This is a genomic window from Mycoplasma sp. HS2188 (genome assembly GCF_025209835.1).
In the GTDB taxonomy this organism is placed as follows: Bacteria; Bacillota_I; Bacilli_A; order Mycoplasmatales; family Metamycoplasmataceae; genus Mycoplasmopsis.
Genome location: NZ_JAOAOI010000003.1, coordinates 62,280 through 78,462 on the forward strand (window position 1 = coordinate 62,280; position 16,183 = coordinate 78,462).

Genomic DNA, 16,183 nt, shown 5'->3' on the forward strand with positions numbered 1-16,183 from the left:
GGGGATATGAAAAAAAATAACAAGAAACCCAAAAAAGCATTAAATTGAAGAACACTAGTTTGACCTAAATATTTAATTTCACTAGGAATAGTTGCAGCCGCAGCGGGTGCAACTATCGGTGTACTTAAATATAACTCAAGCAACCCGAAATTAGAGGACGGAACAGAAGCTAAAAAATTAAGCAATGAATTTTTAGACTTATCTAAAGAGCCGTCTATGACTTTCGTAAACTCTGAAAAAACAAGTGAAGTAGCTTCATTTGATCCAAATCAAGGTGAAGAAGGTGTTGTTGTTTACAAAGGGAAAGAGTTGTCATACAATGAGTTTCTAAAACAATATTACGAAGCGAATAAAGCATATCCATTTCTAAATATTAGATATGGTATGTTTGATTTTTACAATGAGTACTTAGAAGCTGTTAGTGCAAAAGACTTTTATTCATTTACTAAATGATTTATGAAAAATGTGTCATGAGGTCCCGAAATCATTACTCTTAAAGAGTTTTCAATTGTTAAGGGTGTTGAACTTAAAGGAAATAATATAACATTAGGTTCACACTCTAATCAAGACAAAGAATATACAACAATCAAATTCTTCCCTGATGCGTTTTTCGGTTCTATTCCTTTTTACAGCACAATTAGTGGTCAAGGTAACGCAACGGATTCATTGTTATATAAAATCAATAAAAAACTATTGACTTCTGAAGAAATTCAATCATTTTTAGACAAAGCAAGCAAATATAATGCATTTAGCAATATTTCACTTAAAACGCTTAAAGCCAACTCGTTTAGATCAATCCCTGACATGAGAGCACTAATCAATAAAACTGTTTTTGCCGTAAAAGGACAATTACCTGCTGAATACAAAGACGATGCATTCAGTCCTATTGAAACAGGAAGGGTAAATGCAAGTTCTGAATATGTTTCAATAGTTAATGCCGCTAGCGCTGAAGAAGCTAAAACTAAATTTGCCAAACTATTGAATGAATATGCGAAAAAAGGTATAAAAGGTTTTTCAACTGATATTGAATCATATAGTTTTGAACAAAAAACTATTATGAATATAACTCGTGATTTTGTTGAAGAAACTAAAGAAAAAGATAAAATTGCCGACAAATTTGTTCAATTAAACTTTAATGATGGTAAATCATTCACAATGTTTAGTCCAATTGAAGATGCCGAATACGAAGTGTCATCTACCAATGAAGACACTGACGCAATGTGAGAAAAATCAAAAAATGTACAGAGCATTGAGGCAGGTTTTGACTTAAGTCTAAAAGATTTTAATAACTTAAATAGTGACTTAGATTCTTTATACGCAAAATGATTGTCGGAAAACATACTGCTTGAACAAGCTGATTTTCAATCGTTCAAAGAATTGGTTAAAAAGTTAAAAAGAATTGACGACATTAAAGCAGAAATTGTTAAATTGAGCAATGAAATAAATAAAACTCAAGCAACAGAAGACAATTTAATCGCCACAAATACTTCTGGTCAATTTAGAACAGTTCAGAGTTTTTATGATAATTTAATCGAATCAAACAATCAAGAAAGACAAGAGACTGAAACTAAATTAGGTTTACAATTACAAAAAATTAAAGAACTTAACACTCAAATTGAAAATGAGCACGACAAAGATGAAATAATTAAACTAAAAGAACAAATCTTAAACTTAAATAAACAAGTTCAAGCTGCTCGTGAAAAACTAACCGACTTGAATGAATTATTAGCTAGATTTAATTCAGCTTTAGAGCAATACTATAAATTGCCTAATAAAGAAAAAGTTCAAGAAGTTAACACACAAATCGGTGCATTGTTGAACGAACAAGATGAGTTAAATGAAGAAAAACTAAAAAGCGATGCTGGAAAAATTCTAGCTAGAGCAAATATCCAAAGTGCAACATTTGACACACTTATTGGATTAGAAAAACTTTATACTGACATCAAAGCATCACCGTTTATCAACCCACAAACTGAATTTGCTTCATTAATTGAAAAAGCACAATATATTGTTGATTTCAAAAAGGAAATTGACAAATTTAGACCAATTTATAAATATTATGAAAAATTCCTTGGTGGTGATTTCTTTGCTAGAATCGTGCCTGAAAAACAAAAATTTGTCTTGTATTCACACGATTTAGCTTTTAACCCATTACAATTGATTGCAATTGATGAATTAAAAGAAAATATTGAAAAATCACAAGTTAATTGAAGAGAATATTCAGACATTAACGGTTTCATTCGTTCGCAAAATGATGATGAGCCAAAAGATTTCTTTGTTTATGCCCCTAATGCTAGAAGTGTTGCGGAAGATTTTACTGGCGGTGATGAACAAATTAACGATATTGCGAATAAAATTAAATCTGAATTCAAAACCTTGGAAAACGAGTTTATTGATGAAGCAAGATTAAAAAATGCATATAATGAGCTTTCATCACAATATGATTCTTTAAATATTGCCGATTCAGTGCAAAAAGTTAAAGACGATATTGATAAATTAAGTAAATTATCAAAAGAATTTGAGTACTATATTCCAAACTATGTGAGAATAATGACTCTAAAAGCCATTGTTCAATTTACTGATCAACAAAATCGTCCTACTTTAAAAGACGAAATTCTAGAAATCATTAATTCAAACGATGATTTAAAAGAGCATTTATCTTCGTTTGAATATGTAATGGATAATATTGACGATATGAGAAGAGATGCTGAAAAACAAATTTCAGATTTCAACTTACAAGCTGCCGGCATAATTAAATCTATTTACGACGAATATTCAAAAATAATTACTAATAAAGCAACTCTTGATAGCGGTATTGATCAATACAAAAAAGATAAACTTGCATTTTTCACACAAAAAATCAATGAAATATACGAGAAAATTAAAGATGCTAACTTGTCTGATAGTGCAATAAAAAATAACGTTGAAGATTTATTTAAAGCTCTAACATTATTAAGCAATGATCAAGATTTATCATCAATAATGGCTGATTTCAAAGAACCGCTGAAATATGTAAAAGATATTGCTGCTAAATTCATGATTGACGACACAAACGAATTAATCAGAACATACTTCGCAATTGTCACAAACAATGTTTACAAAACATTTACAAGAGATGGAGAAAATGCTCCTGAACAACGTAAAATAGTTTACCTAGCAACTATATTTAACCCAGTAATTGCTTTCCAAAAACACTTCTTCGATCAAAAAATTGAAAAACACAATGAGTTTTCAGAACTAGCCGAAAACTTGAAAAATGAACTTGACGAATTAGAACAAAATTCACCAGAATATAACCAAAAATTAAGTGAATATACCGATGCACAAGCAAAAGCTAATTTTTATCTTGCGGAAGCTAAAAAATCTTGATACCAAGAATTTGAAGATGAAGAAGAAAATGATGAGAGTGAATCAAGTCAACAATTACCAAACAACAAAAAAATGGTTGATTTATTCAATCTTGACACTCTAAAAGAAGCTTTTGAAGATGCTTACGAATTTTACGATTTTGAAGATGACGGTGAGCACGAATTTGACTTTAGCGAAGAAAATCAACTAAATTACGAATCGAACAAAGAAATTGTTGATGCTTATAACGCCGCTGTTACTCGTTATGTACAAACTAGAAACAACTACAATGATAGAAGAGAAGCTTTTGTTAAAGACATTATTGACAAAGCTGAATCTCTATTGTCTGTTGCAAATGATCTTGAGTCATTCGAGAGACAAATAAACAATAAATATCTTGACGCAATTAAAGCTGCTAAAAACATCAAATTAACTGATAGTGTTAAAAATCTAGTTCTTAACGAAATGATTAATGGTGACGGTCTAGAATTAAACAACGAAAATCAATTAATCGTTGCAACTTCTAAAATCGAGTTAATAGAAAAATTAACTAAATTAGGTATTATAAGTGCTAATGGCGACACCACATCACCTCAAGAATTGGCAAAACAAGCTAATGAAAAAATTCTTCATGTGCAAATTGACAGAACTTACAAAAAAGGTTCAAAACTATTTTTCACATTGAAAGAAGTTAGTGATAAACGTGCTAATGATGTTGATACATTAAAAGCAATTAGATACTTAAAATACAACATTGATGCCAAAGATGATTTCGCTTTAAATACTCAATCATTAGAACAATTAAAAGAAATGTTTTACTCAGCTGGCTACAAACCTTCAATAAAACCAGCAGTTATTAAAGAAGAAGGTAGCAAAATTGTTAAAGACGAAAAAGGCAACGATAAAACAATTTTGACATACAGTGTCTTTGTCGAAGCATACGACGGCTTTAGTGATGAATTATTAAGAAAAGTACCTTGAGCTGCTGAATGATTGGAAGGAAAACACCTAGTTAAAAAAGTTAATGACGAGGGTGAATTTGAGTATTCAATCGAAGATGGAAAATATTTAGGTTTCCAACCAGATACACGTATTGGTCTATGATCACTATTGGCAATGAACAACCCTGATTACAAAGGATTATCAGTAGATTTTCTAAAATTTGTTGCAGCCCATGAGTATGGACACCATATGACTTTAAACGCAGCACAAGATTTAGGAGACAAAGGACAAAAACCACTTTATGGTTCTGCCTTAGTGCCTGGATCAACTCCAAACATTCAAAACTATTACTCAAGAAAAGTATTAGATTTATATCTAAAAGCTAGAACCCACGTTGGTTTAAACTCATCTCCGTTATTGAACCAACCTAATATCGTTTCAGAAAATAATGAAGGTGAATACTTACTATACAACTTAGCTAAAAAACAAGGTGATCAAATTATTATTGATAAAACAACAGTGGAAACTGCTGCCGATGTTTGAGGTCACAATGTTGGCGAAGAAGATTTAAAAACAGCATTAGAAAATTCAAAACGTCGTTTCTTGCAAACATATGAAGGTCTAGTTAAAGCAACCGAAGAGCGTCGTAAAGCAAACGGTATTGATGGTGAAGAAGATAAAAAATGACTTGAAGTATTCGACCTATGATTAATGAATACTTTAGATCAAAACTCTGGAACATTGAACCCAACAAAATACTCTGATGACCAATACCCTGTAAAATACATGACACAAAACGCTGATGGCACCTGATCATTCAAAAAAGCTTCTTTAGATATGTTAAAAGGAATTGCAAAAGATGGATTAGGCAACGATATTCAATTTGAAATTTACAAAGGTGAAGTTGTTCCTAAAATCGTTGAAGGTATCAGAAACGAAGCTACTGGTGATTACACCACAATTAATAAAGTGTTAGTCTTTAATGCTGATGGAACTCCAATTGTGAATGTTCCAACTGGTATTGATTTATCAAGCACCGACTTAAATGTCAATCCATATTATCAACAAAGAAGAAGAGCAAATCAAACTTATAATGCTGCATTAGAGTTTGTAAACAAAAAAATTACTGATGCATCAAATACAATTAAAGCCTTAATTGTTAAAGATTTCTCAATTAACGGTTGAGACTTTGCGACAACCAATACTTCATTGACACCTAAAACTCAAATTGCTTACCCTAGCTATAGTGAAATCTTCCCCGAAGTTGACAAAAACTACAATAATGTATTGCTAAAACCTTACTTAGACCACATCCATTCTAGAAAAAGAGAAACCGGATGATTAAGACCAGGTTATTTCTTTGCAAAATATTATTCAACAGATGGTGAATTGCTTTACGATATTAATGATTCAAGACAAGCAGTGAGAAAAGTAAGATTTTCAACACCAATTGATCAAGAAATATTCTATGTTAACCCATTTATTGAAGATGATGAAACAGGAAGAGAAAAAGATAAATCGAGTGTAACTTTTGCTGACATCATGATTGCTATGTATCTTGGAGATGGACGTAATTATTCAATGGTTTCAGCAGGTGGAAAACAAGCATTATGACTTTCACCAGATGAAATTTATTTACCAAATATCAAACTTTCTCAATCACTAACCACTGGGTTCTTAGCAGACAGTTTTAGTCCGCAAATCCTAAAACAGTTAAACCAACTTCCATATATGAATTGATTCAGTCCATACATGAAAGAAATGGTTGGGCATGACTTAAGAAAACATGTTTATATAATGGTTAACTCAAGTGGTGAAGTTGTTAACGAAAACCCAAGAGCCAAAGATTACCCTGCGTTTTGAGAGATGAGCGCCGTTAAAATTAATGACAACATTTTGGCAAAAGACGCAGCAATATCTTTATTTAATTCATTCTATTCAACAGACGAAAATGGAATAAAACGTTTTGGACACAATATTACATTCAACGACTACAATAAGTTCTTTAGTTTTTCAAGCGTGGATACTACTAGAGCAAAATTAGACCCAGTTAAAAAAGTTGTTAACTGAGATATAGACTATGTTGAATCTAAATTCAATATTGAAAGATTCGCAAACTCACTAAGATCAGCACTTTCGACTGCAACCACTCTTTCAAAAAGCGATAGAGAAAGACTAAATGCTCTATTTGCCCAAGATGGTTCTTACGATAAACAAGTGATGGCTAATGAAATAATGGAAAGATTCACAAGTTCTCCACTTGCAATGTTAGTTAAAGATATTCAATTAGGTAAAATTAAAGAAAAAGTGAATGCAAACACTGATGATGCATTGAGATATGGCTGAATTTTTGACAAAAATCTTGGATATGGACTATATAAATCAAACGATGTGAATGCCGATCCTGATTCAATTGATGAGCACAATTGAGAAATAAGTGTTAAAAAATTATTTGATACTTTTTCAACTTTTGCCACTGAAAATGGTGTAAGTTTAGATGATATGTCGTTATTCGATGAGTTGATTTTAGACGACAAAACACAAATGTATTCAACACAATTACATTTCAATTTCCGTCAATCTAATTTCAGTATGAAAGATATCTTGCTTTCAATAGTTAAAGGTTTCACTAAAAAATCAAGACCTACTTCAGATGTTGAAGAATACTTCAAAACCAAAACTGAAAGAAGATTCAATGAATTCTTCTCTGACTATACATATTCATTTGCCGAAGTTATTAACCGTGATAACTTGCAAATTACCTATTCTCCATCAAATACAGAGTTTAAAAACCTACCATCGTTTTTAACTAATGTAAATGAGTCAAATACTGGTTTAGAATATGTGATCGATGGAACTCCAACTGATAAATGAAATAACTTAAAAGTTAATTTCACTGGCGAACAACGTACAAATGTACAAAACGCAATTATTAATTACGAAATTAATGAGGATACCGAAGCTAAATTACGTGCTGATAAATTGGGTACTGATTTTGAACCAAGTTCATTTGTTAATTCTGAAGCATTTTCGGAAGATTCAAATAGAGTTTCAAACTACTTCGGCCAATTTAAATCAATCAATAACGGTTGATTTAAAGACCGTTGATACAGAGAAATGTTGAAATTTAAACTATACGATGACAATGGTCAACCTATCCACGATGACACAATTAGAATTAAAGATTTAACTGGTAAAACAGTGACAAATCGTCCACAAGCTTATTGAGAATACTACATTCAAGCCCAAGGAATTGGTGATAGAAACCTTTCAAACATTTGAAGAAACACAGATAAAGATGCTGTGGCATTATTCGGTTACTTGAGCAACGACGTTGTTGATAAAGCTGATCGTTTAGTTTTCGAAGATCTATCAACCAAAGAAGTTAAAACACTAAAAATCAATAAAGAAAACAGTAGTAATATGTTCTATTACAAAACTCAACATGTAAATAACGAATCAGATCCTAGCTCACGTCACTACTTAAAAGATGAAGTTTATGACTACACTGATTCTAATGGACACCATAGCGGTTCAGGATTTACAGCCTGAGTTAGTGATTATGCTATTATGTCGAATTATTCAAATAAATTATTAACACCAGGACACGAGTACAAAATTTACTTTGCAAATAAAGCAGGTGAAAAATTAAATATTGACTTAGGAAGCAACGAAAGTGTATCAGAGAATGGTAAAACCTTCTCTCAAGCGCCAATATCTGTTTATAGAAAAGATATTGATGGTAAAAAAGTATCAGTTATAAAAGTTGGTTTCCAATTCAACGGAACAAAATAGGAGGGAAAATGAGTAAAAAATATTGAAAATTATTGAGTTTATTGCCTATCGCAACACCATTTGTTGTTGTAGCTTGCACCAATAACAAAAAAGATGATCATAATCAAAAAACTAAATTAGAGTACAAAAAAGATTATGACTTCGGTTTAGCTACTAACCCAATCAACTCATTGAACTACATTAAATATCCATCAGTAAACACAATTCTTCCTTCTATTGTTGAATCACCTTTAAAATCTGGACCTAACGAGGCAATAAAAAGAATAGCTAATATTCCAAATATCCGTCTTGGAACATATCAAACAGAAGAAGATGGGACTTTAGATAAGTTTTTAAACGATAATCCTAACCCAGAAAACTCGGGTCGTTTCTATTCATTGGATGATTTTGGTTCAGCTCCCGGTAATATCGGAACTGGTTTGACAGACTATTTACCAGTAAATGCAGTTGTTACACCAAGTAATAAGTTTCTTTCAATGAATGTAATACTTAACGATGGTCAAAGCAAATGAAGCAATGGTGATTTAGTTACTGCCGAAGATTACATTGACGCAATGCACTATATCTTTGACTTAGAAACTGGATCACAAAAACAAACAACAATGTTGCAAAGAAAATTCAGAGCTTCAAATGAGATTTTGCAAGCCCAACAAGAATACATTCAAAAATTCAAAGTGGCATATAAAAATCCTTTTGCTTATCCACCTTTAAAACAAGTAAACGGTAAATGAATATATGACGTTTTCAATTTCGATTATTCACCTTGAGCATCACAAGTTGAAGGTGATGAAGAAGCTGTTGCAAAAATTAAAGAAGCTGCTTTAAATTTTGGTTTTTATTCAGGTAGAATGTACTGAAATTTAGACAATAAAACTGTTTTAACATCAATCCCATATTCACCTGATTTTAACTGAGAAGATGATGAAACAATTTTGATGCTTCCTAACCCTGAATATTCACTAAACTTGCACACCGAAAAAGAACTGGAGGAAATACCACAAAGAATTCCTACCAGAGTTAAAAAGTATCTATATTTTGACCCTAAACAAACAATTTCGGATGAATTTACAAAGATTTTGCAGCAATCACATGAGTTAAAACATAAATTAGGGTCTATTTCGTATGATGAATTTGACCCAATCCCTTACCAAGATGCAGTAAATAAGTTATACGCTAATTTATTGCCAAGTGGCCAAACAACACTTGATAATCCTTTTGCTAAACATATTGATCCTAAAAAATACTTTAAAAATAGAGTTTTAGCCTTGGATGAATTTACCTTAAGAATCGCCTATGACGATTTCCAACCAACAAATTTAAACAACGCATATCAAGATATAACATCAATTGTAGTGCCAATCAATAGACGTTTTGTTGAGTCAATTGGTGGAATAAGAGAATTTGGGCTGAAAAAAGAAAACTTTTTAACAAATGGTCCTTTCAATATTGATGAACTTGTTTTAGGTCCACAAGGATTTGTGAGATTAACTAAAAATAATCAATATTATTCAGCTGCAAAAACTATTTCTAATAACATAAAAATTTATTTCTCAAATGACCCAAACATTAACTCAGCAATGTATGATGATGGCTATATTTCAGCCACTAGAATTCCACCTGTTTTACAATGAAAATATTGAACAGATAAAGAACATCGTACATATATGAATAAATCAAACGGTTTTGGTACTATTGCCTTAGCATTTAACTTGGACGCTGAAACAAATAAAAATTCTTTCGTTAATGACCAAAATTTAAGAAATGCGATTTATTATGCAATTGATAGAAATGAATTATTAAACATTGTTGGGTGATCTTCATCATTCCCCGTTATTACATGAACAGCCTTTGGTCAAGCATCTTCTAGTTTTGGTGATGCAGTTGAATCTGGTTTTGAACACGACTATATGTATACCAAATTTGGTTCATACCCTTCGGGCGATGAGTTAAACAACGATAAAAATTATTTAAATAAATATATTTACAAAAAAGCAAAAGAAGAAGCTAAAGATAAATCTTGAGGAATTCCAATTCCTGTACAAAATTACACTCACATTGATCATATATCTAAATCAATGAAATTCGAGACTGTCGATCGTACCGATAAAGGTTATCATTTAGATGTTGCTCGTGCATTTTTGGATGAGTTTAAAAAAGAACATCCAAACCTAAAAAATGTTACATTGAATTTTATTTCTAACTCAACTGACGAGCAAAAAAATGCCGGAATTGCTTTGCGTGATTTCATGAAAAAAGCATTTGGTGACTATGTACAAATTGACATCAAAAACTTACCGGAAAACGTTTATGAAGATTGAAGAACTACTGGTAAATATGACTTAATTTACCGTAACTTCGATGCCTTTGGTAGTGATATTTATTCATATATCAGAGTGTTTCTAAAATCAGATGGTATTGACTCCAAAAGTCAAAAAACAACAGGTTTTAGAAATAACCCTTCAGGTTCATGAACATATGATGAATATTTCAGATCATTAGGATATTCACGTGATGAAAACAATAATCTTGTTATTAATGATCCGGTTAAAGCAAAACAAATAAATGAATTAAAACAAAGATTGAGAATTTTAGGTACTAAGCCAGGTGGTCCGGATGTTTGAGATAAGATAGTTGACCTATCAGTTGTAAAAAATGGCGAAAATATCAATGATTATACTGAAAGACACCTTAGATTTTTCACTTCACAATTTACACCCGAAGAGAAAAAAGACGGTTGAACCGAAGTTATAGCGTTTGCTGTAATAGCTGGTTTTGAAAAAATAGTTAGAGAAACTGCCCCTGTTATTCCTTTAATGGAAGTTGATACTTATTGAGAAGTTTCAAGGGTGAATGGTACTTCGAGTTTATATAGTTACTCGTTGCAATATGCTTATGATGTTTCTAACCCACCATCAGCAACATTGCCAAAAATAATTAAGTAAAGGAGGAAAAATGGAACAAAAAACGACAAATAATATTGTTAGTGAATCAGAACTTGATTTAACTAACAAAGCATATGTTCAAAGACCATCATATGTTGATTTTAACAACAAAATCAAGCCTAATATTTCTAAGCTTGCGATGACGTTCAATATTAAATCTCCTTTAATTAAATTTCTATTGAGATTTCTAATTATTGTCTTTGAATTTTTAACAATCGCTTGAATTGTTATTACAATTACATTTTTTTTAATTAAATCAATTCCCGGTTCTACATCATTAACATTAGGACTGGATGAATCTTCACGAAAAGCTGTTGAGGCGACCTACGGATTAGATAAACCACTAGTTGAACAATATTTTATCTATTTAAGAAATATTTTAGTCGGTAATTTCGGTGTATCGCTTTCAGTCTTTCCAGGCCAAAATATCAATGATTTTGTGTGAATTAGATTCTATAAATCATTCTTAATTGGTATTTTCTCGGTTATGTTAACACTTGTGATTGGAATTCCTGTCGGCGTCTATGTTGGTATGAATCCCGATAAGTTACCCGATCATATTGCAACCGTGATAGTTTCGATATTTTCATCAATACCTTCATTGGTTTTCGCACTATGGTTATTATTATTAGGAAGAACAGTTAAAATACCTTATCTATATGTTGAAACTGATTTAGCAACCTATCTATTGCCTGGATTGGCTCTTTCGTTAGGTTCGATTATCGTCTATATTAAATATATTAGAACAGAGCTAAATAGAGAATTAAATTCACAACACGCAAAATTCGCCTATTTAAAAGGTTTATCAAAATCAAGATTCGTTTGAACACATGCACTTAAACCTTCTTTATTCCCGATTGCTACCTTTTTCCCAGTAGTAATCTTTGGAAGTTTTATTGGAAGTTTATTTGTTGAACAAATATTCTTCATCACTGGTAGTGGTGGTTTATTATTGAACGCTATTACTTCAAAAGACTATAATATTATTTTATTTATGGTTACATTATTCTCATTAATCACAATACTTTCATACACATGCCGTGACTTGCTATATAAAGCGATTGACCCACGTGTTAGAAGAAGTAAATAGAAAGGACACAATATGGCAATTTGAGCATACAGAAATAAGACTTCGCCAAATAACGAACACGGTAAAAATTTAGCACCGAATCGTTTTGTGCAACCTTTAAATTACAAAAAATGAGAATTATTAGGGAATTTATTAGAATTTCATGAATCAAACAATGTTAAAAAACAACAAAACAAATGAATAGATTTCTTCTATCGTTTTTCTAGATCTTTTGCCGGAGTTTTCGGATTTGTGTTATTTATGGTAATTGTACTTAGTGCAGTATTTATTCCTTTTTTCACAAAAGATCCTGATAAATTGAGTATTAATGACAGATATCACAACTTTTTTGAATCGGCTGATTACATTTTCGGTACTGACGCACTAGGACGTGATTTATTCGCTCGTCTTTGATGAGGTTTAAGATATTCACTAGCACTAGCTTTAGTTACGGCTGTAATTCAAGTTTTTGTCGGTTTACTGATTGGAATTACGATGGGTCACTTTCGAATTTTTGACACAATTATGACCTACGTTATTAAAGTAATTTCAAACGTGCCTTCAATAATTATTTTGATTGTTATTACTATTGTTTGACGGCCAACATTTTGAGTTATGGTCTTTGCCCTAACTTTTACTTCATGGACGGGTATCGCTAACCAAATGCGTTCACAAGTATTGAGAGCAAAAACATTTGAGTGAGTTTCGGCTTCGGGCATTCTAGGTACTCCAACATGAAAAATACTGCTTAATTATTTACCTGTTGTTATTCCTTTATTAGTTACCGAAATTGTTTTCCATATTCCTGGTGTTATTCTTTCGGAAACATCATTAGCATTTATTGGTTTGAGTATTGATATTCCAACATTAGGTAACTTGATTTCCGAAGGTTCAAAAGTATTTACGGCGTATCCGCGCTATGTGCTGTTGCCTTCGATGGTGCTTGTGCTATTGACAACATCAATTCAATTAATTGCCGCAAGTATTCAAGATTCATTGTTAAGACAAAGATAGGAGAATTATGAATAAACCCAAGAATTGAAATGATCTATCCTATGATAAAAAAATTGAATACTATGCTTCAACAATGCAAACAACATTGAAAACAGAAGGTGAATTAAATCCAGCACCTTACAGTAAACTTTATCCACAAGTTATAAAAAAATTAGCAAAACCACACCCACTTAATCTTTTAGAAGTACGGAAAGAAAAAAATAAAGGCTTTTGAAAAGATGTGGCTGATTTTTGAAAAAATATTTGTCACGGAATTAGTAGAATTTTTCGCTGAGGCAAAAAATTCCAATCAAATATTGACTTACAGTCATATTTTGACTCAGCACGTATTGAACACGTTTTAGGCGAAGATCTTAAAGTAGCTGCCGAAATTGAAGACATTTATTTAACTTTTAAAAACCCAGCTAACCCTAAAGAAAAAAATCTTGTTTTAAGAGGTCCTAGTTTCAAAATATATGAAGGAAAAATACACTCAATAATTGGCGAATCCGGTTCTGGTAAATCAGTAATTACTTCGCTGTTATACGGTTTGACTGGAAATAACTCAATTGTTGAATCAGGAACTGTGAAGTTGTATGGCTTAGAAGTTCATAATTTCAACTTATATAACTGAGAAAAATCAAAATTAAGAGGTCGGGTAGTTAGTGCTGTTTTCCAAAACCCAATGTCAATATTAGACCCTACGATGAAAGTAGGTAATCAAATTACCGAAGGAATGTTAATTAACGGAATTGTTAAAACTAAAAAAGAAGCGGTTCAAGAAGCAATTAAATATCTACAATTAGCCAAAATTAACAATCCAGAAAAAGTTATGAAACTTTATCCGCATGAACTTTCAGGTGGAATGATTCAACGTATTGCTATTGCGGCAATTGTTAGTCTTAAACCGAAAATATTAGTAATGGATGAACCAACGACCGCTCTTGACCCAACAGTGCAAGCTCTAGTTTTAGACATCATAAGAGAGCTTCAATCAACATTCAAAATCGCAGTAGCTTTCATTACCCACGATTTAGGAGTTGTTGCATCTATATCTGAATTTATCAACATTATGTATGCAGGACAAATTGTTGAATCAGGAACTCGTGAAGAAGTGCTAATGCACCCACAACATCCATACACATGAGGATTGATTTCTTCGATGCCTGATTACAATAATGATGAACGTTTGAATGTGATTAAAGGTGCTGTGCCTTCATCTCTAAACAACATCAAAGGTGATGCGTTTGCAGTGCGTAATGATTACGCATTAAAAATTGATTTAGAAGAAGAAGCAAACTTTTATTATGTATCGCCAACCCACTATGTTAAATCTAATTTGTTGGACGAAAATGCACCATTTTATGAGCCACCTAAAATCATTCAAAATCTTTGAAAACGTTACTTTGATCGTTTGAAATTAATTCATGGTGAAAATATTTTTGTCTCACACGATGATTACATGAATGATTTAAATAAAGTACAAGAACATAATGCAAAAGTTATTGAGATAAAAGAACAACAAGCACACGAAATCGCACAAAAACAACAACAAATCGAGGAGTCATAATGGAAGAAAAAAAATATTACGTTGAGACCACTCGTAGTGGTAAAAAACTTTACCGCCCAATCAGACCTGGTACTGAGGAAATGTTGAATTCTGTTGATAAAGAAGCGATTGTGCAAATTAGAAATATGGATGTAACTTATGGTTATGGTGCAAACACCTTTTACGCGCTAAAAGATTTAAACCTAAATATTTATCAAGGTGAAGTTTTAGGTTTAGTTGGTGAATCAGGTTCGGGTAAAACCACTGCCGGAAGAGCAATTATCGGCTTAACTCCACACGCATTTGGTCAAATTAAAATCTTAGATCGTGTGATACCAAAAAACAGAGATAAAATTTTTAAATGGTCAAAAAAAGGTAGAGACATTATTAACTTTATGGTTAATAAAGTCCAAATGATTTTCCAAGATCCAACTAACTCATTAAACCCATTTAAAAATGTGGAAACTGTAGTTGGTGAAGGTTTAACAAATTTAAAAAATTCAAGATATATTTATTTGACTAATGTTGATACTGAAACATATGTTGAATTAAACAAAAAAATCAGTGAGATCAATCCTGATCTTGCCCTTTCTAAAGATGTGTGATCAGATATTAGAAATAACTGAGAAAGTGCCAAAAGTTTGTATAAATTTGTTTACGAAGATACTAAACAAAAACTTAATAATTTAAGTATTAAACTCAATAATGAACAATATGAATCATTAATAAATTATTTAGAATCACGAAGAGAAATTCGTGATGCAGAAAATAAATTGAGCGAAAAGCAATATAAACGTAAATTAATTGTTGATATTTTAAATCAAGTTGGTTTAGATGAAACTGTGCTAAATAGATATCCATTAGAGTTTTCTGGTGGGCAACAACAACGTGTGGGAATTTGTCGTGCTGTTGTTTTACAACCACAAATTTTAATTGCCGACGAACCTATTTCCGCACTTGACGTTTCAATTCAAGCGCAAGTTATTAATATCTTTAAAGAGCTAAAAGAAAAATATAATTTAACTATTATCTTTATTGCTCACGATTTACGAATGGTTGAATATATTTCTGACCGGATTGCAGTTATTAATAAAGGTACTTTACTTGAAGTTGGACCGACTAAATCAGTTATCCATAATCCACATCACCCATATACTCAAAGTTTATTGGATGCTGTTCCTTCAATTGAAGCCGAAAAAGGTTCATTGGTCGGTAAAATTTATGACCCAAGTATTCACGATTATGATGAAGAACATCAACCAAAATGACAAAAAGTTACTGATAAACATTTTGTTCTGGCATCTGATGAAGAATTTGAATCAATTAAAGAGCAAGCTAAATTGTATAAATCAAAATTTATAGATTAATTAAAACACCTTTGTAGGTGTTTTTTTGTTATCTAAAAGAATTTATAAATATAAAAATGTAATCAATTAATATTACTAATTAGAATTTTATATGAATATTATTCACCACTTCATATGGTATTGACTAGCATTAACAAACAAACTTTTTCAATTCAAAGGGATGGTTCAAGGTTTATAT

Annotated in this window: 6 protein-coding genes; all 6 read left to right on the forward strand. The window is 31.5% G+C overall.

Translation table 4 applies throughout. The features are described 5' to 3' along the window. Positions 1 to 6: 6 nt before the first annotated feature. The 6 genes from N1F73_RS01870 (at position 7) to N1F73_RS01895 (ending at position 16,005) form a co-directional block, all read left to right on the forward strand. Positions 7 to 8,085: a PDxFFG protein gene (locus tag N1F73_RS01870; RefSeq protein WP_260359745.1), complete on the forward strand. Its 8,079-nt coding sequence runs from the start codon at positions 7 to 9 to the stop codon at positions 8,083 to 8,085. 8 nt (positions 8,086 to 8,093) lie between these two features. Further along, positions 8,094 to 11,027 carry an ABC transporter substrate-binding protein gene (locus tag N1F73_RS01875; RefSeq protein ID WP_260359746.1) on the forward strand — a complete coding sequence of 978 codons (2,934 nt, stop codon included), beginning with the start codon at positions 8,094 to 8,096 and terminating at the stop codon, positions 11,025 to 11,027. Positions 11,028 to 11,037: 10 nt separating this feature from the next. Then, on the forward strand, positions 11,038 to 12,117 hold the full coding sequence (locus N1F73_RS01880; protein ID WP_259290172.1) for an ABC transporter permease: 1,080 nt from the start codon (positions 11,038 to 11,040) through the stop codon (positions 12,115 to 12,117). Between the two features lie 12 nt (positions 12,118 to 12,129). Next, complete coding sequence (locus tag N1F73_RS01885; protein WP_259290173.1) at positions 12,130 to 13,110, forward strand: ABC transporter permease; 981 nt, start codon at positions 12,130 to 12,132, stop codon at positions 13,108 to 13,110. Positions 13,111 to 13,183: 73 nt separating this feature from the next. Continuing rightward, positions 13,184 to 14,659, forward strand: coding sequence for an ABC transporter ATP-binding protein (locus N1F73_RS01890; RefSeq protein ID WP_260359780.1), 1,476 nt, complete (start codon positions 13,184 to 13,186; stop codon positions 14,657 to 14,659). Next, positions 14,659 to 16,005: an ABC transporter ATP-binding protein gene (locus tag N1F73_RS01895; RefSeq protein WP_260359749.1), complete on the forward strand. Its 1,347-nt coding sequence runs from the start codon at positions 14,659 to 14,661 to the stop codon at positions 16,003 to 16,005. Before N1F73_RS01890 ends, N1F73_RS01895 begins: the two co-directional genes overlap by 1 nt. Positions 16,006 to 16,183: the final 178 nt, after the last annotated feature.